The following is a 25,011-nucleotide window of genomic DNA, read 5'->3' as shown; positions in this document are numbered from 1 at the left end:
TGACGCATGAGCGTCGAACTAGACGAGGTCCGTGGCTTCCTCGCCCAGCATGAGCCCTTTTCCCGCCTTACAGGCCCCGTCCTTGATGAGCTTTCCGCGGCGTTGCGTATTCGCTACGCACGCCGCGGGGAAGAACTCGTTGCCGCAGGAGCGAACAACGATACTCTTTTTATCATCCGCTCTGGAGCGGTCGATGTCATCGACCCGGACGGACTGCTCTTGGATCGCCGTGAGGCGGGTTTTGCCTGTGGCTACTCCTCGCTGGTCAGTGGCTCTCTGAGCCACTTTTCTCTCGAGGCCGTAGAAGATAGCCTCCTCTTTGAGCTAGATCGCCCTGGTTTTCTCGCTCTTATTGAGGAGAATCCAGCGGTCGAGCGCTTTTATTCAGCCCAGTCGCGCCAAGTCCGAGCAGCAGCAAAGGAGCTCGTGGATGACGCGCCGACCGATGTCCTGCGCACCAAGATCTCCGAGCTCTTGGGCGATCCGGCGTTGCAGGCTTCGCCCGAGACCAGCATCCGCGAGGCCGCCACATTGATGGCTGAGCGTGGGGTATCCTCCTTGCTCATTGCACAGGGCACGAGCCTGCAAGGGATCATCACTGATCGTGACTTGCGCGCTCGAGTACTGGCCGCCGGGGTAGATCCAGCTACGCCTGTCTCCGAGATTATGACCCCGCACCCAGTCACGGTGGCCTCCGATGCGCCGGCTATGGAGGCGCTGCTGCACATGGCGCAGATGTCCATTCACCATCTGCCTGTGGTTGATAGTGGCAAGCTCGCCGGGATCATCAGCCAGAGCGATATCACGCGGCTTTTGCACAATGACCCCATTTATCTCACCGCAGACTTTAGCCGGCGATCCTCGCCCGCAGCCTTGGAAGGCGCATATGGTGAGGCAGCTACCCTGGCCGCGCGCTACGTAGAACGCGGCAGCTCGCCGCAGGAGGCGGCGAGCATGCTCACCCTGGCTGCCGACGCCCTTGGCCGCCGACTGTGCACCCTCGCAGAGGAAGAACTGGGCCCGCCTCCTGTGCCTTATGCCTTCGTCGCGGTGGGCTCACAAGGCAGACGCGAGATGGCAATGGCCTCTGATCAAGACAATGCGCTGGTCTTAGATGATTCCTATGATGAGGCCGCGCACGGGGAGTACTTTGCGCAATTGAGTGAGTATGTCTGCCGCGGCTTGGCCGGCGCGGGCCAGGTGCTGTGCCCCGGGGAGATGATGGCAATGGTGCCGCGCTGGCGCATGACGGTATCTGACTGGAAGGCAACCTTCCACGATTGGATTGCCGCACCAGAGCCGGATGCCCTGCTCAACGCGCAGATCTTTTTCGATATGCGCTCCATCTTTGGCGCACAGCAGCTCGTCTCCGAGGTGCATTCCTATGCGGTTTCCGCCGCCCGCCCCGCGCGCAGGCTCCACGCTCACTTAGCAAGCCTAGCCGCGCGCCGCGAGCCGCCTTTGACATTCTTCCGCGGGCTCGTGGTTGAACGCGATGGGGACTACGCCGACACCCTTGACATCAAGAAGGGCGGAACGGCTGGCATTGTCCAGATGGCGCGTCTTTTTGCCCTGGCAGGGGGGATGGAAGCCGTAGATACGCGCGAGCGCCTGCGCCAATCCGCTGGGGATACGGTTAGTGCCCAGGGGGCGAGAGATCTGGAGGATGCCTTTGATTTCCTCACCTTTATAGGGCTGCGCCACCAAGCAGCGCAACTGCGGGCGGGTGAGGCGCCGGATTATCACATTTCTCCTAAGTCCTTGACCAAGCTCGAACGCGAGCGGCTGCGTGATGCCTTCAGGGCTATTAAGTCCATGCAATCGGCGCTGGCCACCAAGTATCCGGTTCGGAATATCTGATGGGTATCTTCGATCGCTTTCGAGACCGGCTGGACCTGCAGGCGCCGGCGCCTTCGACAAGCGTGGCCGAGCTTGACCTTTTGGCGGTGGACATGGAGACCACCGGAGTGCATCCGGGTAAGGACCGCCTTCTTTCCATCGGCTGGGTGCCGGTCACAGGCGGGAGAATAATCCTGGCACAGGCGGGCTACGTCCTCATCAAAGGATCGCAGGTGGGGGACTCGGCCACCATCCACGGCCTGACGGACCAGGCTTTGGAGGCGGGAGTGGACTATGACGAGGCCATCGCGAGATTGCTCGATGCGCTGCGCGGAAGGGCGCTGCTGGCACACTTCGCCGCCTTAGAGGTGGGTTTCTTGAGCGCAGCTACCACGAGGCTCCATGGTGTGCGGCCGCGGCTGCGGGTGGTGGATACTTTTGCCTTGGAGCGCCGGCACATGGAGCGGATGGGGACCTACCCGCGTGGAGAAGACCTGCGTCTACCCCGGGTGCGTGAGCGCTATGGATTGCCACGCTATGCAGCGCACAACGCTCTTAGCGATGCCCTGGCCTGTGCCGAGCTCTACTTGGCCCTGAGCGCAGACCGGGGGAGTGATACCTTGGGCGACCTCACCCGTGTTACACAGATTAACAACAATTAAGTGGAGCCTTTGCATAGCCGTTAATGAGGATCTTAGTAGTATGGCCGTTATGCGTTTAGGAAGAATTGCTCACCCTGATGGGATATGTTTTGCCGTTATTGACGGCCCCGATGAAGCTCCAGCAGAACAACTAGTAGTGAAGGAAATTGCTGGAACGCCCTTTACCAGCCCGGAGCCAACCGGACGCGAGTGGAAGTTGAGCGATGTCCGCCTCCTGGCTCCTACCTTGCCCACCAAGGTCGTTGCGCTGGGACGCAACTACGCCGACCACGTCGCCGAGGTATTCAAGCAGTCCGCGGATTCGCTTCCGCCGACCATCTTTATCAAGCCCTCTACCGCGGTCATCGGCCCAGGCGCCCCGATCAAGATCCCGGAATTCGCCACCAAGGTCGAGTTCGAGGGCGAGCTAGCCGTTGTCATCTCCAAGCCTTCGAAGAATATCAAGGCTGAAAACTGGAAAGCCCACGTCTTGGGTTATACCATCTGCAACGATGTTTCCTCCCGTGACCTGCAATTTCAGGACGGGCAGTGGGCGCGCGCCAAGGGCATGGACACCTTCTGCCCGCTCGGCCCCTGGATCGAAACTGACCTGGACAAGCTCAACCTCGATGATCAGAAGATCAACGCTTTCCTGACCCATGATGGCCACCGTGAGCAGAAGCAGGACTCCAACACCGACCAGATGATCGTGAAGATGGGCGGCATCCTTGAGGAGATTTCCGCCTCCTTCACCCTCTTGCCCGGTGACGTCATCACCACCGGTTCTCCGGCTGGCACTGCACCGATGGTCCCGGGGGACTCCATCGAGATCGACATCCCTGGCGTGGGTTCGCTCATCAACCCCATCGCTCGGGCTTAGTTACAGGCTCAGCGCTAAAGCCCCAGCGCCCGCAGGATGGTGCGCAGCTTGGCCGAGGTTTCGGCCAGCTCCTCCTCGGCGATGGAATCCTCCACGATTCCGCCGCCTGCCCAGGCGCGGGCACTAAGGCCCTCGCCGCCCACTTCAGCGCAGCGAATGGCCACCATGTATTCTCCGTCCCCGCTGCTATCACACCAGCCCACGGCCCCGGCGTAGAAGCCGCGGTCGGTCTCGGCGGTATCGATAAGCGCCTGCGCAGCCTCGGTAGGGGTGCCACAGATAGCTGGGGTGGGATGGACTAAGGTGGCAAGCTCGAGGGCACTAATACTCGGATCCTGTAGGGTGCCGGCCACCGGCGTCCCCAGGTGCCACATCTCATTGGTGGACATCAACTCCGGCGTCTCCGGTGCGTCAAGGTGCGTACACAAGGGGCTCAAGATGCGGCGCAGATGCTTGACGACGAATGCGTGCTCCCGCAGGTCCTTCCCCGAGTGCAGGAGGTCTTGACCTGCGACATAATCGCGTGCCTTGTCTGCCAAGCGCGGGGTAGACCCGGCCAGCGGAAAGGCCGTGACCGTGGAACCCTGCTTCTTCACCAGTACCTCCGGTGAGGAACCAACGAGCATCGCGCCTGGGCGGCCGGCCGGGGTGAGATCAGCAATGAATCCATCGCGGTTGGCGGAAAGATCAATAAGGCGCGCGGCAACGAGGCGGGGATCCACTGGGCGCGCGAACTCGATGTCGACTGCGCGGGCCAGCACGACCTTCTCCAGCTTCGAGGACTCGATGGTGGCAATGGCTGCCTCCACGCGGCGCAGGTGCTCCTCGGGCTCGGGATCAAAACCCACCACGCGGGCCTGCAGCGTGCCCTGGCGATAGTAGGCATGTGGCTCGAGGGGGCCTTCCTCCCGAATGATGCTGCGTGGCACCGTCAACGCAGCCGGCTCACCCACATCAAAAGGCAGGGCGCCGACGACCATCTCCACCTCGCCGGCGCGCAGTGCCTCGATGGCATCCTGGGGATCCTGGAAGGTTCGCAGGCTGCCCTGGGTGCGCACCGATCCCGTTGCTCGGGAGAGGAGGAAATCGGGCGCGGTGGTGGGTCTGTCTGCGTGCATGTCCATCCACCTTAGTTCTTGGGCTTTTATCTACAGAATTCGCACCGGAAGATTGTCCAACTTTCCTCCCCTTATCCAAGCCGCGCACCTGCCTGAACTACGATGTAGGGCATGACTGAAGTTCGTGTACGTTTCTGCCCATCTCCAACCGGCACCCCGCACGTCGGCATGGTGCGCACCGCCCTATTTAACTGGGCCTATGCGCGCCACACCGGCGGCAAGCTCATCTTCCGCATCGAGGACACCGATGCTGCCCGCGATTCCGAGGAATCCTTCCAGGCGATTATCGATTCCCTCAACTGGCTCGGCCTGGGCTGGGATGAGGGAGTGGGCGTCGGCGGCCCCGATGCTCCCTACCGCCAGTCCCAGCGCATGGACATCTACGCTAACGTCCTTGAAAAGCTCAAGGAGGCCGGCTATGTCTATCCGGCCTATTCCACCGCGGAGGAAGTAGAGGAGCGCCACAAGGCCGCCGGGCGCGACCCGAAACTCGGCTACGACAACTTCGACCGCGATCTCACCGCAGAGCAGGTCGCCGAATTCGAGGCCGCCGGACGCAAGCCGGTCTGGCGCCTGCGCATGCCGGAGCAGGACTGGTCCTGGAACGACCTCGTGCGCGGGGAGCTGACCTTCAAGTCCTCCACCCAGCCGGATTACGTGGTCGCCCGCTCCAATGGCGCCCCGCTTTATACCCTGGTCAACCCGGTCGATGACGCGCTCATGCGCATCACCCACGTCTTGCGCGGCGAGGATCTGCTTTCCTCCACCCCGCGTCAGCTGGCCATGTATGAGGCGCTCAAGGGCATCGGCATCGCCACCTTCACCCCGGAGTTTGGCCACCTGCCCTTCGTCATGGGGGAGGGCAACAAGAAGCTCTCCAAGCGCGACCCGCAGTCCAACCTCTTCAACCACCGTTACGCCGGCATCATCCCGGAGGGCATGCTCAACTACCTCTCTCTGCTGGGCTGGTCCCTGTCTGCCGATCAGGACATCTTCTCCGTCGATGAGCTCGTTGCCAACTTCGACATCCATGACGTGCTGGCCAACCCCGCCCGCTTCGACCAGAAGAAGCTCGAGGCCATCAACGCCGACCACATCCGTCTGCTTGAGCCCGCCGACTTCGCTACCCGCCTGCGCGAGTACCTGAGCGAGTACACCGACTTCCCGGCCGACTACGACTCCGCCAAGTTCGCCTTCGCCGCCGACCTCGTACAGACCCGCATCAAGACGCTTTCCGAAGCCTATGGTCTCCTCGCCTTCCTCGTCATCCCCGACGCCGAACTCACCCTGGATGAGAAGTCCGCGAAGAAGAACCTCAAGGAAGACGCCCTCCAGCCGCTTGAGGTCTCCATCGACATCCTCGAAGGCATCGACCCCGCCGACTGGAACACCGCCACCATCGAGGCCGCCCTTTCCAAGGCCCTTATCGAGGACCTCGAACTCAAGCCCCGCAAGGCCTACGGTGCCCTGCGCGTTGCCATCTCCGGCCAGGCCGTCTCCCCGCCGCTGTTCGAATCCATGGAGCTGCTGGGCAAGGACTCCACCCTCTACCGCCTGCGTGCGGCCAAGGAGCGCACGCCCTTCGTCCCCGCCACTCAGTAGGGAAGCAACTACTAGCTAACTTCCATGGTTGTCATTAGGTAACCAGACCACGCTCGCCCGGCGCCTCAAAAATCACCAACTAGCTGCCGATTTGGCGCTTTCGGGCGGTGGTGGTTATAGTTATAAACCGTTGCAGAGAGCGCGACGGAGCGAGTACAATCCCTCCGAACAGAGCTCAATGCAATGATTGGCCTATGGTGTAATTGGCAACACAGCGGTTTCTGGTACCGCCATTCTAGGTTCGAGTCCTGGTAGGCCAGCAGTGAGAACTGCCGAAGCAGCAATCACTTGTTCTATGCCCCGTTCGTCTAGCGGCCTAGGACGCCGCCCTCTCACGGCGGTAACACGGGTTCAAATCCCGTACGGGGTACAAAAGCACAATCCCGGGTCACATGCAGTATCGTGGCTCGGGATTTTCTCGTCCGGGTGGAGGCCCATTTTGAGCGTCTCCGTTATCGGCGTTGATAATGCAGGCGTGGTTTCGATCTTCAGTAGTGGTAGCGGGCCTGAAGAATGATTAGATCTTCTCCAGCGACTAGATAGACCAGGCGGTGTTCATCGGTGATCCGCCGTGACCACGCCCCTTGTGCGCCGTACTTGAGTTGCTCGGGCTTTCCAATGCCTTCGAAAGGTTCGCGCAGGCATGCATCGATCAGGGTGTTGATGCGTTTTAGTATGCGCCGATCAATGGTTTGCCAATGCTTATAGTCCTCCCACGCCGACTTGTCCCAGACGAGACGCATTATTCGTCTCGGTCAAGCTCGTGCTCCTGGACCGCGCCTGCGCGTGCACGCTCATAGGAATCAAGCAGCCTGCGCGCATTTGCCGGAGAACGGAATAGATAGGCCGTCTCCTGCCACGCTGCGTACTCGTCGGCGGGCATCAAAACGGCATTGCCTTTGCGAGAAACGATCTCCACTGCGTCCCGATCGGCGTTGATTCGCTCGATCAATGGAAAGAGCGTCCTCCGGGCTTCACTTGCGGTGATGGACATTGCTGGAACCTCCAATCATTCTGCCAACATGTACCACATTACGGTACCACCCATTCAGAGTGGAGTCACCGTCTCCGCCATGGCCGCGGGAGGCAGGGGAAACTACCTGAGTCTTTCATCGAGAGCTTCCAGAGCAGCGTCCCAGGGAATGCGCTCCTGCTCGATACGGATCTTGCCATGCATGAGCAGGGCCCGCCGGGTATCGGACTCTTCGCTGCTGAGGAGCGGCAGGTCGGTGGCATAGTTGCCTGGGTCCGGGACGCCGAGGTGGGCCCAGCGGTCGACGTCAGCTGGCGACATAAGCACAGACTCAACCGTCGGGAAGTGGTGGCGCAGCCGGTGAAGGATAGCAAAGCCCTCGGCATCGAGGTCACCCCAGTACACAAGCCTTTGGCAGCGGTGGAGCCACGGCAGGCGGTCTAGCATGCCCACCGCGTAGCCAGCACCCCATACTGCGACGGTGCTAGGCCAAGCGTTAGTCAGATTTAAGAAGGTTTCCTTGTTCTCTACTATCAATGCGACTTGTGGCCCGCTCGATGGCCCGCCTGCTGGCCACAGCGTGGAAGCCTCTGCGAGGGGAGTGGAGACATCGATAAGCCCAGTGCCCAGTGATCTATCTAAGATTCGCAGGCGGATAAGGTGATCGCCGGAGACGAGACCAAGGTCTTCGACTCCTAGCAGATGGCGCACCAACCGTGCGTGGTGCTCCAGCCATTTGCCGTGGACTCCCGCCACGGGCACGCTACGGGGGCGCAGGCCAGAGCTAGGATTGACCCGAAACCAGTCCACCACTTGAGGTACCCAGGCGCATTCTTGCGGTGTTAGGTCGCGCCACAATTGAATTACTTCTAAGGCACGTTCGGTATTTGCACTGCCGAGGAGCACCAGTTTTTCCTGTAGAGCCTTAAAGTCCTCTGTGGCACCCGCCAGTGCGGCGAACTCCGCAGGGGTCGACGTGCTGATGCGAGTTGGCACCTGCTGGATTCCCAAGCCAGCGCGATGCCAGTGCTTGCTTTTGGTTGTGATGCTTCCGGGGCCAGTCCAGCCCTGCCAAGTGCGGATAAAATCCTGAACCGTGTCAAAATCTATCGAGGCGGTAGAGGCTTGAGGAGCGTGGAGAGGTAAGGACCACTCATATGAATCGGCATCGAGAAGCTCCGGAAGCCGCGAAGCGAACTGTCTGGCGGCGAGCCGGGAAACGTCGGCAGGAAACCTCACTGTGTGCCCTCCGCGGAAGAATCGATGTGGGCCCACCCAGACCTTGCCACGTCGTTGCCTTTGTCATCGACTCCTTCGGAGTAATTGATTACTACGGTGCCGTCAACGTAGGGAGAGAGCGTTTGAACGAGCTTTAGGGGTGTGGCCAAAACCATGTGGAATCCGAACTCGCTAAAAATATTCATAGCGGTGCGAGTAAAAGCGGGATCGGCGCGGTCGAAGGCCTCGTCGAGCACTACCGTGGCGTAGCGCGGATGCGCCTCGTCGGCTTCGGCGAGGCGGAAGCGCAGTGCCGCAGCCAAGCAGAAGAACACCAGTTTCTGGGCCTGCCCGCCGGAAAGGGAAGCCGAATCGACGTAGGTGTTTAAAACGCCTCCTGTGGCGTCGATCTCCGAGGCGATGAAGCGGACATGCAGGCGGGTGTCTAGGACCAGACGGCGCCAGCGTTGATCCTCGGCGTTGTCACTGCCGAGGCGATCCAGGATGATGGAGAGTGCTTGGTAGCGCTTCTCGGCCTCCTTAATGTCTCGGTCGCGAGTGGCGGCCATCGCGCCACTTGTTGCCTCCGTGAGATCGTTCATAAACTTCAACGCATCAGCATTGCGGTTGTCCCGGACTTCGACCTTTAACCAGCGGCCGGCATTAAACTCCGAATCTCCGAGTGATTCGTTGACCGGTTGCAATCGCGTTTCGATATCTCCGCGGGCGCGGCGCAGCGCAGTAGATAACGCGCCTAGGTTCTTCACTGAGCTTTCATTCATGAGGTCGAGGAAACGTCCCTCAAAATCACCTAGTCGATCGCGGCGCAGGAATGTCAGGCGATTGATGGCCTCGCCCGCGAAGCTGGGATCGTCTCGCAGCTCAGACTTCTCGGCCGGCCATTCGGAGATGTACTGGGTCAATATCCGGGTGATGCGGGAATTCGCCTCAGTGATAGCGGTCTCGCAGGAAGAAATCGTGGCATCGAGTTTCCCGATAATTTTTTCGGTCATCTGGTCAATGTTGCGCTGAGTCACGCGACGAGTGATTTCGCCGATGAGAGAGCTTAACTCCGCGTAGGTAGCGTCCTCGACCTTCTCGCGGTTGGCCAACTCGGATTCCAGGCGGGCTACGTCTTGGTTGACGGTAGTAATTTCTCCTGCGAGCTGCGCAGCCTTGCGGTCGGCGGCTCGGTAACTGGAGTTTACCTCCGCATAACGATTCTCTGCTTCGTTGACCAACTGCTGGAGCTGCGCCAACTCAGGGGAAGTTAGGATATCAGCGCGCTGTTTTGCCAAGGCCTCGAGACTGGCATCATCGACACGGATGTCGATCTGGTCAAAGGTATACTGGGCAATCTTTTCTGCGCAATCGATCATCTCTCGTTCACGGTCGATCAGGCGTTTCTTTTCTTTAATTCGGTTCTCAGTGGCAGTGATCTTTGAGTTCAGTCTGGAGATTTCTTTACGCAACAGCTCGACTTTCTCGTCGTTGGAGGTTCCCAAACGATAAGAAGAGAGATCACCTAGCCTGCGGCGGTCATCTTTGACATAGCCGACCGATCCATCCTTGTGGGTTCGCTCACGCACAAGCCCTTTGATGGTTGCGCCCTGTTGATGGGCTCCAAGGGCTTCTAGTTCTTGTTCGTTATCGACGCATTCGTAGTCATAAACTCGCAGTATCTCGTTACGCACCCACGTCGACATTGGTGCCTCGAGGAAGCCGAGCTTATTGCTCAGGGCCCTTGGGCTCCCAGAACGGCGGGAAGGAACAATGTTTGATGGAATGACTCGATAAGTTAATCGAATGCCGAGGCTAGTCCGATTGACGTAGCTATTGATGGTGCGCGCAAGACGCTCAGGGACCAACAGTGTGGTGGCGAAGCTGCCCAAGAGTCTCTGGACGACCGGCTCCCAGCGCCGCTGATCATGGCGAACATCGATGAGCTCACCGGCGAATGGAAGTTCCTGTTCAGTGACTTGCAACGACTCAGCAAGTTGCTTCCTTACGTGAATATAGCGCCGGTCTATATTACTGCTGCGCTGACTCAAGGAGCTTAACTCGGCCGCAAGTTCTTCGCTCTGCTTCTTTAAACCGCGGCGGTCCACTTCATCACTGATCTGTTCTGCTTCCCAAAGGCTAATCTGCTCAGGGGAGTTCGACTCAATCTCTTGGACTTGGACTAGCAGCTGTGCGTATCCTTCGGCGTCGGTGGGCATGGCGCCTCCGACGGACTGCACAGCATTGTGGACTTTAGTTCTATTTTCTAGGCGCCATGCGCGCTTTTCCCTAGCCCGAGAGTCTTGTTCCTCAAGGACTCCAAGACGGCCATCACCTTGGGCCTGGAGCGCCGCAGTGGCCGAGGTAACCTGCTTTTGCGCTTGGTCTAGTGCTTCTTGCAATTGAGCAACATGGGAGTCAGCTGCCGTTACCTCCGTGGTCAACTCTGCCAAGCGATCGCGGTTCCCCGCTAAGTGCAAACTGTCTCGGACCGCCGGAAAGGCCCGCTTCATCTCTAGTGCGTGAGCTTTGCTGACCTCCGCGTTGGAGCGTTGGTCCCGCAGGCCAACCAGTGGCTGAAGAGTATCGATCTGGGCGCGGACGTCGACGACGCGGTGATAGGCCTGGCGCAGATCGTCGAATTGTTCGACCGCTTCCTCGGCCATGGCGAAAGTAGTCGGCGGCTCGAGCATATAGTCGCGAAAGAGTTGGTCGAGGCTCGTCAGGGACTTCGCCGACTGTGTACGATGCAGGAGCAGTTGCGCTTCTTCGCTGCGCATGCCCAGACGCGGCCGAAAGTAGTCGGCGAAAACGCGGTATTGGTCGCTGAAGCGACCATCGGCGAATGTGCTCTTTATCTTTCGCTTGTCGACGCCTGCCTTGAGAAACTGTTCGAATTCTCGTACATCGACGCTGGCGGGAATCATGCCATAGAATTTCTGTACTTGCGCGTTTGCCGTGTCACCTGCCCTTAGATAGAACAGGCCGACGAGTGTGAAGACGGTGCCTTTAGCGTTGTCATAAGTCAGCCCGACTACAGAGTAGGTGGCTTTGCTGCGCAGGAAGGTCGAGGCGATGCCGCCGGTCTCGGCATTTTCCCGGCGCCGCCATGCGCCCCGGATATAGGACGCCAAGGTACGTCCTTGTTCCCGCCTGAGTCCTTGTTGTGCCGCCTCATTGAAATGAACCTTGACGGGAGGAACGAGGATGGAGGACATGGCATCGAGGAGAGTGGATTTACCAGATCCAGAGCCGCCGGTGATGAGATGCCCGCGGCGGGCGATGGGCATGTCGACATAACCCGAAAAGGTGCCCCAGTTGATCAACTGAACTCGGGAGAGCCGGAATTGCCCGGGGTAGACGTCACTCATAGCTCGTCCTTTGCACTACTCGTTTTATCTTTTGCGGCGTAACGCGCGTACTCATCCCGGAGCGCGGTTACAGTGTCAGCATCGAAAATATGGCGCAACACCGGAGAAACCTCATAGCGCCCGGCGGTTTCGGTGTCATCGAGTAGGTTATAGGTGTTGCGTATGCGGGTGATCGCAGCGTTAAAACGCTTGGTATATGCAGCGTCATCCAAGTCATCTGAACGCTGGTAGGAACGAACCTGGTCACGCAGTTCCTCCGCATCAATGATTACGCGCTCTCCGGGAGTGCTCAGACCTAGTTCACTGCGCAGGTGCAAGAGGATCAACGTATCGACGTGCTTAAGTCGGTCGACGCGCAGCACTGCGGGAACCTTTAAGTCGTTGTCTATTGTGACCATACGAGTAAAGGCGATTCCGGCTTCCTCATCGATGATCAGGTCGAGGAATACATCGGCGAGGCGGCTACGGAGGGCCTCGGTGTCCGTGATGAGAGCTGACCACAGATCCGGATGTTTAGACTTGCGCATCAATGGACCTTTTAGGAGCTGTACCAAAGCGCGGCGAGAGTCAAGGGTCAAAGTTCCCAAGTCTCCGGTCCATAACGGGTCAGTATTTGACATCTACATTTCCTCCAGGCTTGTCACATCAAAAGAGTACTGGTCGATGGTGGCACGGCGCGTTGAGTCGCCCTCTTCCCAGGAAACTTCCCCGGCCCTTCCGCTAGGGATACCGTATTTGAGTCCCAAGTGGAGTAACCCGACAATGCTACCCAGTCCCTGAGTTGCGGGGTGCCTGGTCAATACTTGGCTGATGGTGGCTTGGCCAGTTCCTGAAGTCACGGTGTCCCGAACTGAGTTGATCAGCTCCTCTAGATCAATTTCGGACTGACGGACCGCAGACAATAGCTCTTTAACGTCCAGTGCTTGCGGCGCATTTACTGCAGTTTCGCCCTCAACTATTTCTTCACCAGGATTAGTGAGAACAATTGAGCTCACTGACTGGATACTCATACCGATACGTTGAAGGGGAGTCTCCATGGCATGAATCGCACTCAGTTCAAATTTTTCAACGGCGTCAGCAGCCAGAGCACGGGTTTCTCGGATCAGCTCAATCATTCTCCGGTCCTCCGCGAACTGCTCGCTGGCGACATAATGGCGAAGCGAACGCGCCAGCCCTGTCATTACGGAGTTCACTTCGGCTCCGGATTCCTCCATGTCTCGGATGAGACGGCGCAGCGATACTCGGGTCTCTGGATCAAGTTCGCGTGCGGACTCGCTACTGAGAATCTTGTCGATCCAATTATCGATGTAGGCGCTGCGCTCTGGGTCCGTAATGATGGAGTAGAAGCCATTGAAACTGCGACCTGCCTCTGAGCTGCTGATGACATCGACGCCGGTGAAAATATCGTCTAAGACGTCACCGCGGGTGGAGTCAGGATCCAGTAATTGTCGGCGCAGGGTCCGGTTTAGGACCTCGAACTCGTGACGCACGCGTGCGAAGTCGGCGGGTACTGAAGACGCGGAGGTTAATATATCCCCGATCCTTTCAGACACCAGATCTGGAGATGGCAACTCAAAGTCACCGCGTGAGACTCGTTCGATTTCACGATCTAGGCGATCTCTTTCGAGTTGCAGGCGTTCGAGGCGCGAGGAGATGTTCGGGTCGGTGTCTCGAGCAAGGCTGCCTAGAGCTTCGGAGATTGATTCCAACCGCGAAGCAGTGACTGAGGAGCGTGGCTTTTCCCAGCTCTGGACTGTATGAAGAGCACTTAGCGCGTCTGTGGAAGGTTCAAGCAATTCTCCGGTTCGCTGGTTTCCTGCCTTGCGCATTAGCCACCGACTGCGAACCCAATCGGTGCAGTATTCTGCTGGAGTCTTTGGCAGATCCATCCCGTTTTGACGAAGCACCGCCAAGTCTGCCGCCATTAATTCATACAGCTCGGATGCCGGACGCGCGGTAGGAGAGTCGCCGAAGTGAACGGCAACGGTAGCCAGCACAAAAGGCGCATTAGTGGCGGTCAACAGGCGGACGGCTGAGGAGTCCTTCAGAATGCGTTGAAATGACAACACTTGGGAGAGCGAGCTCATGGTCATTAGTGTGCCACAAGGCTTGGACACACCAAGATGATTAGAACAAATGCTCGCGCGAGAAAATACCGCTCAGGATGTTAGTCAGACACTCCCTAGCAAGCACTTCCTAGGCGGTATTCCTCAGCCTCCAACATCAAACGAGCAGTGTTGGAGTGATTCATATGAAACTAAATATCGTCTTCGCCACCGGGGCCACCTTCATCTTCCCAGCGCTTGAGCTGGCGAGTCTTCGAGGCGTTGTGGCGTTTGCGTACTCCGTAGCCGTAGTTCTCGTCTTCTGCGATGAAGGCGACGCCGTAGTTCTCGAGGGTCTTGTAAAGGCGAGCCTTTTCTTCGAGGGTGAGCCTACCAACGCGCTTCTCAAAGTCCCTGACTTGTTGCCGGGTTAGACCGTCATCTTCGGCGATGATAAGAGAGTTGACTTGAGCGAGGGCGCGTCCGGCGCGGGCGAGCCCTGGAGTGATGTCTTGTGGAAGTACACGCATGATCTGATCCTTTCTTGATTTAAAACACGATTGGTAGAGTATGTGAATTGGATCTCAGTTTACCTGTGATTATACAGCTTGGGTAGCTGTTCCAACAGCCCCGCCGAGCACTCCCTGGTACAGCACGAAATGCTCTGCGGGATTCAATAAATTACGGGTTTCGCGGAGGCGCCGTCACCAGTCTCAGTTAGGCTGCCGTTCCGGGAGGTTTCTGCAGGGTCATTGCATGCTCGATCTTGGCCTCGAACTCGGGAAGTAGCTTCGAGTATTTGTATCCGGGGTAGAGCTTGTATTGGTGCTCGTAGACCTGCATCAGGGCCGAGGCTAGGGAAAGCCAGCGAGTAGGCGCGTCTGGCCATAGTTCACAGGCTAGGTCCCACGTCGCGCTGTCGCTGGAAAGGTAATGCCACTGGGTCATCCACAGGTCTGGTGAATTTAAGACCTGGAGGCTCGGCGGGTTCTCCTCGTGTTCCTTCAGCTCCGCCTCGATTGCTTCCTGGGTCAATGGATCGAGCCACAGTTTGCGGATCTCGTCCGCCGCAATCTGGTTGCTGAGTCTAAGTAACTGGTCCCTAATCATGGCATCGACGAGGGACCGACCCGTCTGGGCTACCACTTTGTTAGTCAACTCACTCAGCTTGGTCAGCGCCAATTCTTCCCACTCACTCATCATCTGCTCATAGCGTTCGTCGAGCTGGGATTCTGTTATTTCGTAGCCAGCCGCCTCGTAGGCCTGTCTCATCGTGTCTTTGAGTATCAGCAACGGGGTCTCCTTCTCGTATGAAGCGCAGTTAAAAGCCTCAGTTATGTCTCGTCCTTGGCGTGGCTCCGCATTGTAGAGGAGGTCTTGGACATGCTCTCTGGGTAAGGCCTGCGGCAGTGTAGTTGGTCCAGAAAAGTGAGACAACTGAGGTTTGGTGACGGCGAATCTTACGCGTCGGCTGGACTTGAGGAGATGTGGGGTGCTGTAAAGCGCAGCTTAGAACGTGGGGAAAGACAATTTTCAATGGGGGAGGTACCGGATCATCAACAAACTCGGCGTTCAAGCGCTCGTGACAGGAGGAGAAACCCAGAACTACTCTTGTAATCGCACTACAGCCAAGCCTTGCCAGTCGCAGCAAAGCATGCCACGCCAAATAGCGTGGAACCGCCCTACCGGCAAGGTACAGCGGTTCGGCCCCCACTGAAGGCTACTGGCAGGTGGGGGCCAACTTAAATTTCGAGAAGAGTTGTGAATTTCTCGACATATTCGGCGAATAAGTTCGCAGTCGGGTCCACATGGGTTTTACTTCGGCGGAAAGCCACGCCGAACTAGATCTAGGAGCCACAGTGTCTGTTCTTCTGCGGGCGAAACCCAAGCGAAATGGACGCCATGTGGCACCACTCTTTGTCGCCTCAGTGCCTTAATAAATCTCCTGTCGCGGTAGTTGTCATTGTTCTCACGGCGAGCTTCAAAGATGAGGCCGGAAAGTTGTGGTATCTGGGGGACAGCATGGGAGAGCAGCGCTCGCATGCAGTCACGGCGCGCATCTTCGAGTGCCCGCTCAGGTGAGAGAGCGGTTTTGCAGCTTATGAAGGTGGGGTCTTTCCATTCTTGGCAATGACTCAGCAGATTCTTGGCACGTTGCCGGTCCACGTCGGATTGTAGTGCTTCAGTGGCGTGCCATTATTGTGCCGCAGCTGTTTCAACTAACGCCTGCCTAATGGCGGGCAAGTCCGCATGACGAAGTTGAACTGCGGTTAAGAAGTAGAAGGATTGGCTGAAGCTCTCCTGGGAAGTCGAATATGTCTCGTCAAAATAGAGGGACTCAGCGGAAGCTTCGCTGTAGATGCGAATCAATGAGGGGTGCAGCGGGCGATGCATAATCATCTTCTCATTTTGGCTTCTGGGTGGTTTGAGTTCCAGCTCTTGGCTCAGATTAACCGAGCACGGGAACACGCGTAGACCAGAAGTCCAACAGCATCTTTTGGCGCCTACTGAAGTAGGATTACCGGCGGTAATGGTTTAGGAAAAGTTCAGAAAGAGCGTGAAATGTCGGATTCGAAATTCTTGCTGTATTTGCATGGTGTGAGCACAAGCAAGACTCATGACAGTGGCTCCAGCGAAGCATGGAAAACGGCTCTATTTGCAGAACTAGAAGAGTTGGGTTTCCGCAACCTAGATTCATTTCGCGTTATTGAGCCTTCCTATACAGACCTGCTGCATTCGAACGATGCTAAAGCTGACGTTCCGCCGACGACCACGAAGCGTTTGGGCAAAGTGGAAGCCGAAGATCACCTCCGGGCTTATCAGGAGAGGGTCTCTGCCCTTGAGGTTAAGTGGGGATATAGCTACGAGGGCCCAGGCATGGCGTACCAAGATTCCCTCGTGTCCGCGGTTAAGAATATCGGGGCATTTCGGCAGGCGAAGTCTTATGTTGAAGATGACAACGTCAGAGCCCAAGTACTCAGCAAGATTCTGGATTCACTTCCTGATGAAGGGCGGCTTGTCATTGTGGGCCATAGTCTTGGCTCGGTCATCGCTGCAGATCTCGTGACGCGGATATCCCCGAAAGTACAAGTGGAAGGGATGATTACCGTGGGCAGTCCGCTCGGGACCTCATACTTCTCAGGAAAGAAGCTGACGAAGGAACTGGTCAACTCGCCCCAGAATCTTGGGTGGTGGGTAAACCTTTGGGGAACAGGAGACCCTGTAGCGGCATCACGGGGGATTTCAGCCAAGATTGAATGGGTCCTCGACTTGCCGGTAAAGACCGGTTGGAAGCCCGTGCCGGCGCATTCTTCCAAGAACTATCTATCCAACCCAAATGTGGCGAATCTTATCGGCACTGCGCTGCTCGGCCCGCTGTGCAGAGAAATCGTCCCAGTGGATTCTGGTGTCGACGTTCCCTTTGACCAGGCCGAATGGTTGGCCGTGGCGGCGCTGCGCTACGTATACCTTGTGGAGTGCCAGCTTAAGGAGAATAGCAAGAGCAAGAAAGACAAAGAGACGTTGGAGCGGTATTCCGGGGCCCGCATCCTCGTCCAATCGCGCGCGATAACGGAGCTGATTGAACGCAGAAAGACTGAAGCTAAGCCCATTCCCTCTGAGCTCATTCGGATGAGCATAGAACTCGCTGAGGAGGGAAAGAAGACGGCCCCAGAACCTACTCAGCTGACACGACTGAGCCGAGAAGACGCAGTGGAAATCGTGCCGCGTCTTTTGACCGAGAACCTCATTAATCCCTATGAGATCTCCATCCGCGAGGAGATTAGAAAAGAGGCTGCTAAAGATCTTAGCGCGGAGCTGGGGTTGAGAAGCACCTTCGGCGTGCAAGCGCTGGAATCAATTCAGCTTGTCCAAGAAGAATTGCGAGGAGGCAGTAACGCCCTTGGGAACGGGCTTATTCTGGGCGCTGCCGGCTTGGGGGCGGTGGCAATGGTAGTCGCGACAGGTGGACTTGCCCTGGCAGCGGCTCCGGGTGCATTTGGAGCCGCGGCGGTGACCAGCGCTTTAGCTGCTTTTGGCCCAGGTGGAATGATTGGGGGGCTCTTTAGCTCCGGCGCCTTGTTGAGTGCCGGAAGTGGAACTCTAGCTCTTAGCCTCTCAAACACCCGAGCTAGTGCTGCGGTTGTGGAAGAAATGCTCGTGTTACCGCTCGTGGAGGCAGAACTTCGCAAGCAGCTTAAGCTTGAGGCAAATCCTTCGATCTGGTTTGAGATCGTTGAAGCGGAAATGAATGTCCGCCGTGAGTACCAGCAACTTGTGCCTTTCTGCGACCATAAGTCTGCGGCGTTGAAGGGCCTAAAGTCAAAGCTCACCTCTATAGTACGTGCCCTCGACTTCTTGAGAGCACTAGGTCTTGAACCAGGCGTAGAGAAGTCTGAGGCAAAGAAAGCCCCAAAGAAGGCCGCAAAGAAAACTGCAAAGGATGCAGATGCTAAAGCGGAGCGTAGAGACGTAGGACAGCGAAAGGTTCCTAAGCTGGAGTTAGCCGCAGGCACTTCTAAGTAAGAAGCTTGGAGCCTTCGGTCATGGTCATTTGCTAAATGCCGAGTTCGAGGGGGAACTTTTGGTCTGGCGGGGCATCGCCAAGCGCGGGCAGGAGCTGTGTTGCGGGCGTGCTGTAGGGGGCGTGGGGGCCTCGTTGTCTTGGGAATTTGTTGCAGTCAGTGGCATAAAGCAAGGTCTGAGTACAGTTTTTGATTCGTCACACAAACTCGATAAAGTGAGGCTTCCTTTAGTTAGTACATCCTTTGGAGAAGGGGGCTACGCCTTGTCGCGATTTCGTTTGTTGAAGCAATGGTCTGCACTGACGGCGGTGGGACTTGCTGGTGTGATGATGGCGTCGTGTGGCGCCTCCGAGGCTGTGGACGAGGCGCCGGCGCAAGCACAGGGCGAGGGTGCCACGCAGTACCCGTTGACCTTGGAGAACTGTGGTACCGAGGTGACCATTGACAGTGCGCCGTCGCGGATAGTGTCGCTGGACCAGAACTCCACGGAGATTCTCTTGTCTTTGGGACTTGAGGATCGAATGGTGGGCACGGCTTCGTGGACGGACCCGGTGTTGGATTCGCTGGCCGAGGCCAATGACAAAGTCCCGCGCCTTTCAGACAACGCGCCGACCTATGAGGTGCTGTTGGATGCGGACCCTGATTTCGTGACCGCATCATTTGGGCGTCACTACAAGGCGGAGGGCGGGGTGGCCTCCCGCGAGCGCCTTTCCGAGACGGGCATTGGTTCTTATCTCTCACCGACCGATTGCGAGGGTGGGGTGAGCATCAACGCGGGAGGAACGCGCACCACGCCGCTGACGGTCGATGTTCTCTACCAAGAGATTCGTGATTTGGCGGCCATTTTCGATGTGCCAGAGCGCGGTGAGGAACTCGTCGACAAGCTTGAGGAGCGCACCCAGGCTGCCCTTAAGGGCGTGGATCTGCACGGCCGCAGCGTGGCCTTCTGGTTCGCAGACACCCGAGCGCCGTATATTGCCGGCGGGTTGGGCTCGGCCTCCATGCTGGCAAATATGACGGATATGAAGAACGTCTACGCCGATGTGAAGGACGATTGGCCCGCGGTTGGTTGGGAATCCTTCGTTGGCAAGGATCCGCAGATCATTGTCTTGGGGGACTTGCAGCGTGACCGTTTCCCCGGAGACCGGCTCGATGACAAGATTGACATCTTGAAGTCGGACCCGCTGACGAGCAAGCTTTCAGCCGTCCAGAATGAGTGCTTCATTGCGCTACATGGGGCGGAGATGAACCCGTCGATCCGCTACGTGGATGGGCTGGAGAAGATTCAGGCCTGGACGCGTGATGCAGGAGCATGCGCAGCTAGTGAGTAATAAGACCATTGATGTGGGGACGGGCCCAGCAAGCTCGACGACCCCAGTGAGCCCAACGCGTGCGGCGATGGCCCCGCGCGCCGGGTCGAAGGCATCGCGGGGCCTGGCTGTGGCGGGTTTTAGCCTGCTTGGCATCCTAGTCTTTCTCCTCTCCGTGGGAGTAGCTATGACGCTGGGCCCGGCAGATGTTTCTTTGGTGAACGTGCGCGATATCATCACAAATCATCTGGGGCTCACGGACATTCCGATACGTGTTTCGGATGAGGCGATTGTGTGGCAGGAGCGTCTGCCACGCGCGCTCGTCGCCGCAGCGTGCGGTGCCGGGTTGGGGTTATGCGGAACGATCTTGCAGTCTTTATTGCGTAACCCGCTGGCGGATCCCTTCATCCTGGGGGTGTCCTCGGGCGCGTCCACCGGTGCCGTGCTCGTCGGTGTCCTGGGTCTTGGGGGCACGTTCATCGGGCTTTCGGGCGGTGCCTTTGTCGGGGCGCTTGCGGCCTTTGGCCTGGTGCTCTTGCTGGCGAGGTATTCGAATGCAGGCACGGGAAGCATCGTGCTTGCCGGCGTGGCGAGCACACAGCTATTTTCGGCGCTCACCTCGCTGGTGATCTTCGCCTTTGCTGACTCCGATGAGGCCCGGGGCGTGATGTTCTGGCTGCTTGGTTCCTTGGAAGGAATGAGGTGGGCAGATGTTGCGCTGACTGCTTCGGTCGCTTTCATCGGGGTGGGGATCGCACTGTTTTATCTGCGCTCACTCGATGGCTTTGCCTTTGGCGATGAAGTGGCCTCCTCCCTAGGCATTCACGTCACGCGCACGCGGGTGATTCTGTTGATTCTTACCGCGCTGGTGACGGCGACCCTGGTGAGCGTGGCTGGCTCGATTGGCTTCGTCGGATTGGTTCTGCCCCACGCGGCGCGCCTCATGTTTGGGCAGCGCCACTCCCGGGTGGTCCCAGCCACGGTGATTCTTGGTGCGATCTTCATGGTGTGGGTCGACGCGGCCTCCCGGGTGGCCTTTGCGCCGACGCCCCTGCCCGTCGGCGTCGGTACGGCGCTCGTGGGCGTGCCGGTATTCGTCCTCCTTCTCGTCAGAAGGGGGAAACGAGCATGACGATCCACGCGAATGAAGTCTCTTGGCGGCGCGGGGGAGCGTTAGTTGTTGACAGCGTGAGCGTAAACCCGCAGCGCGGTGAGACCGTCGGGTTGCTCGGGCCGAATGGCTCGGGCAAGTCCTCGCTGCTCAACCTCCTGCAGGCCGCGGCGAAGCCAGATTCAGGGTCCGTCTTGCTCGATGGTGAGGACATTCACGGATTGGGGCGCAAGGCCGTGGCGCGCCGCGTCGCCTCAGTGACGCAGCATGCGGATACCGATACGGACATCACCGTCTACGATGTCGTGCGTTTGGGGCGCACTCCGCACCGCTCGTTGTGGGGTGCGGGAAGTGCCGGCGATGAGCAGGCAATAGCGCAGGCATTGGACAAGGTTGCTCTCACGGACAAAGCCGAGCGCCCGTGGCGTTCACTATCTGGCGGTGAGAGGCAGCGCGCCCACATTGCCCGCGCTCTCGCGCAACAACCGCAAGAGCTGTTGATGGATGAGCCGACAAACCACCTCGACATCCGTCACCAGATTGAGCTGCTGCATCTTGTTTCCACGCTCGATGTCACCACCATCGTGGCCCTGCATGATCTCAATCTTGCGGCGATGTTTTGTGACAGCGTTGTCGTTCTCAAACAGGGCCGCGTAGTGGCCGCTGGCCCGCCCGCGACGGTGCTGACTAAAGAACTAGTCCGTGATGTCTACGAGGTAGATGCAGATATCACGGAGGACCCTTCCACGGGGAGGGTGAAGATCTTCTTTCGCCCGCCCGCGGCTTCTGCAGGTATTCAACCCAGTTAGGGTAGTACTGAGCTAGGCCACCGAGGCCTTGTAAATCTCCTCAATGCTGTGGTTGAGGGTGGCGTTGAACTCCTCGTCGGACTGGCCGGCGGACAGCCCCTCAAGCAGCGCGCGGCTGAAGCTGGCGATAAGCCCCGGGTTGCGAGCCAGGCGCTGTGCGGCTTCATCGCGCTCGTAGCCGCCGGAGAGCGCTAGCACGCGGGCAACACGCGGGTGCGCAATGAGCTCGGCATAGAAGTTATCCTCGGTGGGAATGGTCACCTTGAGGGAGACCTGAACATCACCCAGCGCGTCGAGACCTTTGAGGAGTTCCTCTCGCAAGATTGCCTCGGCCTGTGCCTTGTCGGGCGCTTCGATGCTGACCTCGGGCTCGAGGATAGGAACGAGACCCGCGGCGATGACTTCCTCGGCCACCTCAAATTGCTGCTTGACGACGTCCGCTATACCCGCAGCGTTCGCCGCATGGATGACGGAGCGCTCCTTGGTGCCAAATACGCCGTGGGCACGCGCCTTGGCGAGGGTCTCAGCCAGGCCCGGGATGTCCTTCATCAGCTGGACATCATTATCGGTGGGAAGCAGGCCCTTGTCGATCTTGAGGATCGGCACGATGCCTTTGTTCTTCCAGAGATACTCGGCGGTGTTGATGCCCTCAATCTCACGGTCAAGGGTGTTCTCAAAGAGGATGGCGGCGAGGATGCGTTCCCTGGTGAATACCGGGCTGGTGATGACCCGGGTGCGCGCCTCGTGGATGAGATCGAACATCTCCTCATCATTGGAATAGGCGCTTTCCTCGACACCGTAGGCCTTCAGTGCCTTCGGGGTGCTTCCGCCGCTCTGGTCGAGCGCGGCGACGAAGCCGGGATCGTTGGAAAAACGTTCTGCTTGCTGCGGATCTGGAGTGAGTTTTTGTTCTGTGCTCATAAGCCCGACTCTAGCACTAATGGAAATCGGCGTCATTAGAAATCTCTGTAGGCTGGTGAGGTATGAAAAGGAACCGTGGTGTGAAGGTTGGAATCGTCACCTGCGGGGCGATAGTCGCAGGTGCCGTGATGGTGGGCTGTGCAGAGTCCTCCGCGCGGGAAGACGCCGTGGGAACGTGGGGACCGGGCGAGCCGCAGCTGGTGCTCGATGCAGATGGCAGGGTCAGCGGCAGCGATGGCTGCAACCGGTTGATGGGCAGCTGGAGTGAGTCCGATGGCGAGATTCAGTTATCGGAGCTGGCCAGCACAATGATGGCATGCCTGGGAGACGTCGATACCTGGCTTAACGGCGCCTCCAAGCTCAACGTGGAGGGAGACACCATGCACGTCCTCGACAACGGTGGAGTAGAAATCGGGGTCCTTGAGCGCCAGCAGGAGTAGCACGTGGACGCGGGTGTGAGTTCCTCCCGGAGTATTCAACGCGACCTTGGCTGCCTGTGCGAGTGGCTCTTTTAGGTGATCCGAAGCTGGTGGAGAGCTTTCTCAACACCCTCCCAGTCGGGGAAGTTTTCGATGTTCCCGAGGGACGATTGCGCTCACTATTGACCCGGCTGGGGGACGCGGCTCAGATGACGCAGGTGGCCTCCGTCATCAGTGAGAACTCCGGAAAGTGGCTCAAACTTGATGATGCCTCGGCGGCCGCGCTGAAGCAGTACGGCATGTCCATTAGCCGCGAGAACGGCCTCATGTGTGGGGTGGTGCGCGCGGAAGGAGGCGCCATCGCCCAGCATCTCCAGTTTGTGGGATCGCCCGCACGCTTGCTTAATCCGGCCGTGCTGATGGGCATGGGCGGAAGCATGAACCAGATTGCCATGGAACAACAGATGGCGCAGATCAATGACTACCTCAAGACCATTGTTGGCAAGCTCGATGATCTGGCGAAGGGGCTCCAGCGGGAGAAAGTCGGGGAGCTGCGCGCGAGCCGGAAGCTGCTAGAGAAGACCAAGAAGCTTCATGAAGCCACGGGTCATATTACGCCGGTAATGTGGTCGAAGATCGCTGATTTTGAGAAGCAACTGCAGGTCAGGCAGTCGGTATTGGTGGATGAATTGCGCGACATGGCCACGGAGGTGAGCAAAAAATCCAGTGTCAGCAAGCGCCTTGAGGCGCTGCAGAAGTACAAGCCTGTGATCGCGCAGAATCTTCCGCTCCTGGCGGAGACACTGTGGCAAGTGGATCTGTACCACGTCCTTGAGATCGCCTTTCAGCTGCAATCCGAGATAGACGCCGAGGAAGGCAAGCTGCATGCTGCTATCCATCAGGCGGATACCCAGGAGGCGCGCGAGGAAGCTTCCTTGGCCGTAGCGGAGCTCTTTAGCGCCATCGCGCAGGCCGCTGTGCTGAGCGATGTCGAGCGCGCCCGCTACGTCAAAAAGTCCACGCAGCTCGTCGATCTCTGCCTACAGAGTTTGACTGAGATTGCGCGGGCGGAGAATTCCTTCTTCGGCGTCGAACGCGAGATTCCAGGCCTCGAGCGAGAGCTTTGGCGCGCCGCCGTTGGCAGCATCCGGGATGAGACATGGGAGGACGTCGTGGGCCTAGCCAAGGAGACCTCGGCCAGCATCGGTTCCGGGGTGGAAAAGCTGCGGGGAAGCTTCGATGAGAAACGCCTCCAACACCGCCAAAAAGCGGCGCTGAAGAATGCCCAGAAGCACAGCGCCGGTGAGCTGGATTCACTTAAAGAAATAGCATCTGATGCGGATTCCGGCGTGGGTAACTAGGCCATAACTGGTATTAACCCCACCCCATACCGGTGAAGTACTTCTCCACGCGGGCCATGTGAACATGTGAATGACCAGGGGGAGAACCACCGGCTGATTCAGACAAGGCTCTTCCGGTATGCAAGCTCGCAGCCTTAGACTGCAAGTACATCGTAACCGGATGAGAGGAGAGCAGGTGAAAGAAGCTGATTCGCATCATTTTACCCGACGCGTTTCGCAGTAACTTCGCTGGGCGGCACAGCCAGAATCCAGTACTTCCTTCCCATCAACACTCGTACGAAGTAGGAGCCTCAAAGCGAATGCTATTGCACATATCGCGTCATCCCGAACCTTCGCTACAGCGCTAAATTCCAGCCACTGACTATCCACAGATTGCAAGCGGAATAACCACTGATTCGATCCGCACCTAGGCTGAAGAGAACGCAGTAAGTAGCACACATAAGGTTCGGGATTTCTTTGCGTTTTCTAGTCTTTTTCTTGCCGCGGATTCTCACGCTGAACTGGCGATTTGTATAAGCGCTGAGTTCTCAATTACGCTTAGCCAGTCCGCAAGGATAGGTGAACATGCCCCGTTCGTCTAGGGGCCTAGGACGCCGCCCTCTCACGGCGGTAACACGGGTTCAAATCCCGTACGGGGTACAAAATGAAAGTCCCGAGCTGTATCAAAGATACTGGCTCGGGACTTTTCGCGCTGTGCGCAGTCCGTTGCGGGATCTTCTGGGTTTTGGAGTGCATGGTGGAGAGGGACACGCAAAAACGTGTCCCTTTTTGGGGTGCGGGAAGTCGCCGTTAGGCGGTGTTGTCCTAAAGGCTGGTGTGCGGTGGTTGCCAGACTATCTTTCCGCCTTGGCGGGCCAGGCGCCCGCGCCG

20 protein-coding genes and 3 tRNA genes are annotated in these 25,011 nt (G+C 58.2%); 13 read left to right on the top strand and 10 right to left on the bottom strand.

Annotated elements, in window-relative coordinates:
* Positions 1–6 precede the first annotated feature (6 nt).
* From B2696_RS00115 to B2696_RS00105, 3 genes are read left to right on the top strand one after another with little or no spacing between them, the layout of a single operon-like run.
* Positions 7–1,860 carry a DUF294 nucleotidyltransferase-like domain-containing protein gene (locus B2696_RS00115; RefSeq protein WP_286953110.1) on the top strand — a complete coding sequence of 618 codons (1,854 nt, stop codon included), beginning with the start codon at positions 7–9 and terminating at the stop codon, positions 1,858–1,860.
* Complete coding sequence (locus tag B2696_RS00110) at positions 1,860–2,501, top strand: exonuclease domain-containing protein (RefSeq protein WP_286953108.1); 642 nt, start codon at positions 1,860–1,862, stop codon at positions 2,499–2,501. Before B2696_RS00115 ends, B2696_RS00110 begins: the two co-directional genes overlap by 1 nt.
* Positions 2,502–2,550: 49 nt before the next feature.
* A complete protein-coding gene (locus B2696_RS00105; protein WP_286953106.1) occupies positions 2,551–3,360 on the top strand; it encodes a fumarylacetoacetate hydrolase family protein in 810 nt (269 codons plus the stop codon).
* Positions 3,361–3,374: 14 nt separating this feature from the next.
* Here B2696_RS00105 and B2696_RS00100 read toward each other — a convergent pair whose 3' ends face one another.
* Positions 3,375–4,478 (bottom strand): isochorismate synthase, encoded by a 1,104-nt coding sequence (locus B2696_RS00100; protein WP_075729682.1) that lies wholly within the window; start codon positions 4,476–4,478, stop codon positions 3,375–3,377.
* A 111-nt stretch (positions 4,479–4,589) separates the two neighbouring features.
* On the opposite strand from B2696_RS00100, the gene gltX reads away from it, so the two are divergent.
* From gltX to B2696_RS00085, 3 genes are all read left to right on the top strand, one after another.
* Positions 4,590–6,080, top strand: a complete 1,491-nt coding sequence (gltX, locus tag B2696_RS00095) for a glutamate--tRNA ligase (RefSeq protein ID WP_286953103.1) — start codon at positions 4,590–4,592, stop codon at positions 6,078–6,080.
* Between the two features lie 188 nt (positions 6,081–6,268).
* Positions 6,269–6,340, top strand: a tRNA-Gln gene (locus B2696_RS00090).
* Positions 6,341–6,377: 37 nt separating this feature from the next.
* A tRNA-Glu gene (locus B2696_RS00085) sits at positions 6,378–6,450 on the top strand.
* Positions 6,451–6,568: 118 nt separating this feature from the next.
* Here B2696_RS00085 and B2696_RS00080 read toward each other — a convergent pair.
* The 8 genes from B2696_RS00080 to B2696_RS00045 all read right to left on the bottom strand — a co-directional run bounded on the left by B2696_RS00080 (position 6,569) and on the right by B2696_RS00045 (position 14,959).
* Positions 6,569–6,823: a Txe/YoeB family addiction module toxin gene (locus B2696_RS00080; RefSeq protein WP_286953101.1), complete on the bottom strand. Its 255-nt coding sequence runs from the start codon at positions 6,821–6,823 to the stop codon at positions 6,569–6,571.
* A complete protein-coding gene (locus tag B2696_RS00075) occupies positions 6,823–7,074 on the bottom strand; it encodes a type II toxin-antitoxin system Phd/YefM family antitoxin (RefSeq protein WP_075729685.1) in 252 nt (83 codons plus the stop codon). Before B2696_RS00075 ends, B2696_RS00080 begins: the two co-directional genes overlap by 1 nt.
* Positions 7,075–7,176: 102 nt before the next feature.
* The gene (locus B2696_RS00070) at positions 7,177–8,292 is read right to left on the bottom strand and encodes a Wadjet anti-phage system protein JetD domain-containing protein (RefSeq protein WP_286953098.1); all 1,116 of its coding nucleotides are present in this window, start codon (positions 8,290–8,292) and stop codon (positions 7,177–7,179) included.
* Positions 8,289–11,642 carry an ATP-binding protein gene (locus B2696_RS00065; RefSeq protein ID WP_286953097.1) on the bottom strand — a complete coding sequence of 1,118 codons (3,354 nt, stop codon included), beginning with the start codon at positions 11,640–11,642 and terminating at the stop codon, positions 8,289–8,291. Before B2696_RS00065 ends, B2696_RS00070 begins: the two co-directional genes overlap by 4 nt.
* Positions 11,639–12,262 (bottom strand): DUF4194 domain-containing protein, encoded by a 624-nt coding sequence (locus tag B2696_RS00060; RefSeq protein WP_286953094.1) that lies wholly within the window; start codon positions 12,260–12,262, stop codon positions 11,639–11,641. Before B2696_RS00060 ends, B2696_RS00065 begins: the two co-directional genes overlap by 4 nt.
* Entirely contained in the window at positions 12,263–13,729 is a 1,467-nt protein-coding gene (locus B2696_RS00055; RefSeq protein ID WP_276623404.1) for a DUF3375 domain-containing protein, read from the bottom strand.
* A gap of 170 nt (positions 13,730–13,899) precedes the next feature.
* A complete protein-coding gene (locus B2696_RS00050; protein WP_286953089.1) occupies positions 13,900–14,217 on the bottom strand; it encodes a hypothetical protein in 318 nt (105 codons plus the stop codon).
* Between the two features lie 187 nt (positions 14,218–14,404).
* A complete protein-coding gene (locus B2696_RS00045; protein ID WP_286953087.1) occupies positions 14,405–14,959 on the bottom strand; it encodes a hypothetical protein in 555 nt (184 codons plus the stop codon).
* 1,290 nt (positions 14,960–16,249) lie between these two features.
* Here B2696_RS00045 and B2696_RS00040 point away from each other — a divergent pair.
* The 4 genes from B2696_RS00040 to B2696_RS00025 all read left to right on the top strand — a co-directional run bounded on the left by B2696_RS00040 (position 16,250) and on the right by B2696_RS00025 (position 21,440).
* Positions 16,250–18,211, top strand: coding sequence for a hypothetical protein (locus B2696_RS00040; RefSeq protein WP_286953085.1), 1,962 nt, complete (start codon positions 16,250–16,252; stop codon positions 18,209–18,211).
* Between the two features lie 325 nt (positions 18,212–18,536).
* Complete coding sequence (locus B2696_RS00035; RefSeq protein ID WP_286953371.1) at positions 18,537–19,541, top strand: ABC transporter substrate-binding protein; 1,005 nt, start codon at positions 18,537–18,539, stop codon at positions 19,539–19,541.
* Positions 19,542–19,608: 67 nt separating this feature from the next.
* Positions 19,609–20,652 (top strand): FecCD family ABC transporter permease, encoded by a 1,044-nt coding sequence (locus B2696_RS00030; protein WP_286953368.1) that lies wholly within the window; start codon positions 19,609–19,611, stop codon positions 20,650–20,652.
* Positions 20,649–21,440 (top strand): ABC transporter ATP-binding protein, encoded by a 792-nt coding sequence (locus B2696_RS00025; protein WP_286953069.1) that lies wholly within the window; start codon positions 20,649–20,651, stop codon positions 21,438–21,440. Before B2696_RS00030 ends, B2696_RS00025 begins: the two co-directional genes overlap by 4 nt.
* A 12-nt stretch (positions 21,441–21,452) precedes the next feature.
* Here the strand turns inward: B2696_RS00025 and B2696_RS00020 are convergent, their stop codons facing one another.
* On the bottom strand, positions 21,453–22,361 hold the full coding sequence (locus B2696_RS00020) for a fructose bisphosphate aldolase (protein ID WP_286953067.1): 909 nt from the start codon (positions 22,359–22,361) through the stop codon (positions 21,453–21,455).
* Between the two features lie 62 nt (positions 22,362–22,423).
* Here B2696_RS00020 and B2696_RS00015 point away from each other — a divergent pair, with 62 nt between their 5' ends.
* The 3 genes from B2696_RS00015 (at position 22,424) to B2696_RS00005 (ending at position 24,780) form a co-directional block, all read left to right on the top strand.
* Positions 22,424–22,801, top strand: a complete 378-nt coding sequence (locus B2696_RS00015; protein WP_286953064.1) for an META domain-containing protein — start codon at positions 22,424–22,426, stop codon at positions 22,799–22,801.
* Between the two features lie 62 nt (positions 22,802–22,863).
* Positions 22,864–24,141 carry a hypothetical protein gene (locus B2696_RS00010; protein ID WP_286953061.1) on the top strand — a complete coding sequence of 426 codons (1,278 nt, stop codon included), beginning with the start codon at positions 22,864–22,866 and terminating at the stop codon, positions 24,139–24,141.
* Positions 24,142–24,707: 566 nt separating this feature from the next.
* Positions 24,708–24,780, top strand: a tRNA-Glu gene (locus B2696_RS00005).
* Positions 24,781–25,011: the final 231 nt, after the last annotated feature.

The sequence above is a fragment of the Corynebacterium sp. UBA4397 genome (assembly GCF_002390965.1).
Taxonomy (GTDB): domain Bacteria; phylum Actinomycetota; class Actinomycetes; order Mycobacteriales; family Mycobacteriaceae; genus Corynebacterium; species Corynebacterium flavescens.
Note: the sequence above shows the minus strand (reverse complement) of the source record. Positions and strands in the feature narration are given on the sequence as shown.

Excerpts from the sequence above, each read along its gene's own strand:
- B2696_RS00110 (WP_286953108.1), top strand. The coding sequence starts at position 1,860 with ATGGGTATCTTCGATCGCTTTCGAGACCGGCTGGACCTGCAGGCGCCG.
- B2696_RS00115 (WP_286953110.1), top strand. The coding sequence starts at position 7 with ATGAGCGTCGAACTAGACGAGGTCCGTGGCTTCCTCGCCCAGCATGAG.
- B2696_RS00025 (WP_286953069.1), top strand. The coding sequence starts at position 20,649 with ATGACGATCCACGCGAATGAAGTCTCTTGGCGGCGCGGGGGAGCGTTA.
- B2696_RS00055 (WP_276623404.1), bottom strand. The coding sequence starts at position 13,729 with ATGAGCTCGCTCTCCCAAGTGTTGTCATTTCAACGCATTCTGAAGGAC.
- B2696_RS00075 (WP_075729685.1), bottom strand. The coding sequence starts at position 7,074 with ATGTCCATCACCGCAAGTGAAGCCCGGAGGACGCTCTTTCCATTGATC.
- B2696_RS00065 (WP_286953097.1), bottom strand. The coding sequence starts at position 11,642 with ATGAGTGACGTCTACCCCGGGCAATTCCGGCTCTCCCGAGTTCAGTTG.
- B2696_RS00080 (WP_286953101.1), bottom strand. The coding sequence starts at position 6,823 with ATGCGTCTCGTCTGGGACAAGTCGGCGTGGGAGGACTATAAGCATTGG.
- B2696_RS00100 (WP_075729682.1), bottom strand. The coding sequence starts at position 4,478 with ATGCACGCAGACAGACCCACCACCGCGCCCGATTTCCTCCTCTCCCGA.
- B2696_RS00035 (WP_286953371.1), top strand. The coding sequence starts at position 18,537 with ATGATGGCGTCGTGTGGCGCCTCCGAGGCTGTGGACGAGGCGCCGGCG.
- B2696_RS00015 (WP_286953064.1), top strand. The coding sequence starts at position 22,424 with ATGAAAAGGAACCGTGGTGTGAAGGTTGGAATCGTCACCTGCGGGGCG.
- B2696_RS00060 (WP_286953094.1), bottom strand. The coding sequence starts at position 12,262 with ATGTCAAATACTGACCCGTTATGGACCGGAGACTTGGGAACTTTGACC.
- B2696_RS00050 (WP_286953089.1), bottom strand. The coding sequence starts at position 14,217 with ATGCGTGTACTTCCACAAGACATCACTCCAGGGCTCGCCCGCGCCGGA.
- gltX (WP_286953103.1), top strand. The coding sequence starts at position 4,590 with ATGACTGAAGTTCGTGTACGTTTCTGCCCATCTCCAACCGGCACCCCG.
- B2696_RS00040 (WP_286953085.1), top strand. The coding sequence starts at position 16,250 with ATGTCGGATTCGAAATTCTTGCTGTATTTGCATGGTGTGAGCACAAGC.
- B2696_RS00020 (WP_286953067.1), bottom strand. The coding sequence starts at position 22,361 with ATGAGCACAGAACAAAAACTCACTCCAGATCCGCAGCAAGCAGAACGT.
- B2696_RS00045 (WP_286953087.1), bottom strand. The coding sequence starts at position 14,959 with ATGAGACAGGCCTACGAGGCGGCTGGCTACGAAATAACAGAATCCCAG.
- B2696_RS00030 (WP_286953368.1), top strand. The coding sequence starts at position 19,609 with ATGGCCCCGCGCGCCGGGTCGAAGGCATCGCGGGGCCTGGCTGTGGCG.
- B2696_RS00105 (WP_286953106.1), top strand. The coding sequence starts at position 2,551 with ATGCGTTTAGGAAGAATTGCTCACCCTGATGGGATATGTTTTGCCGTT.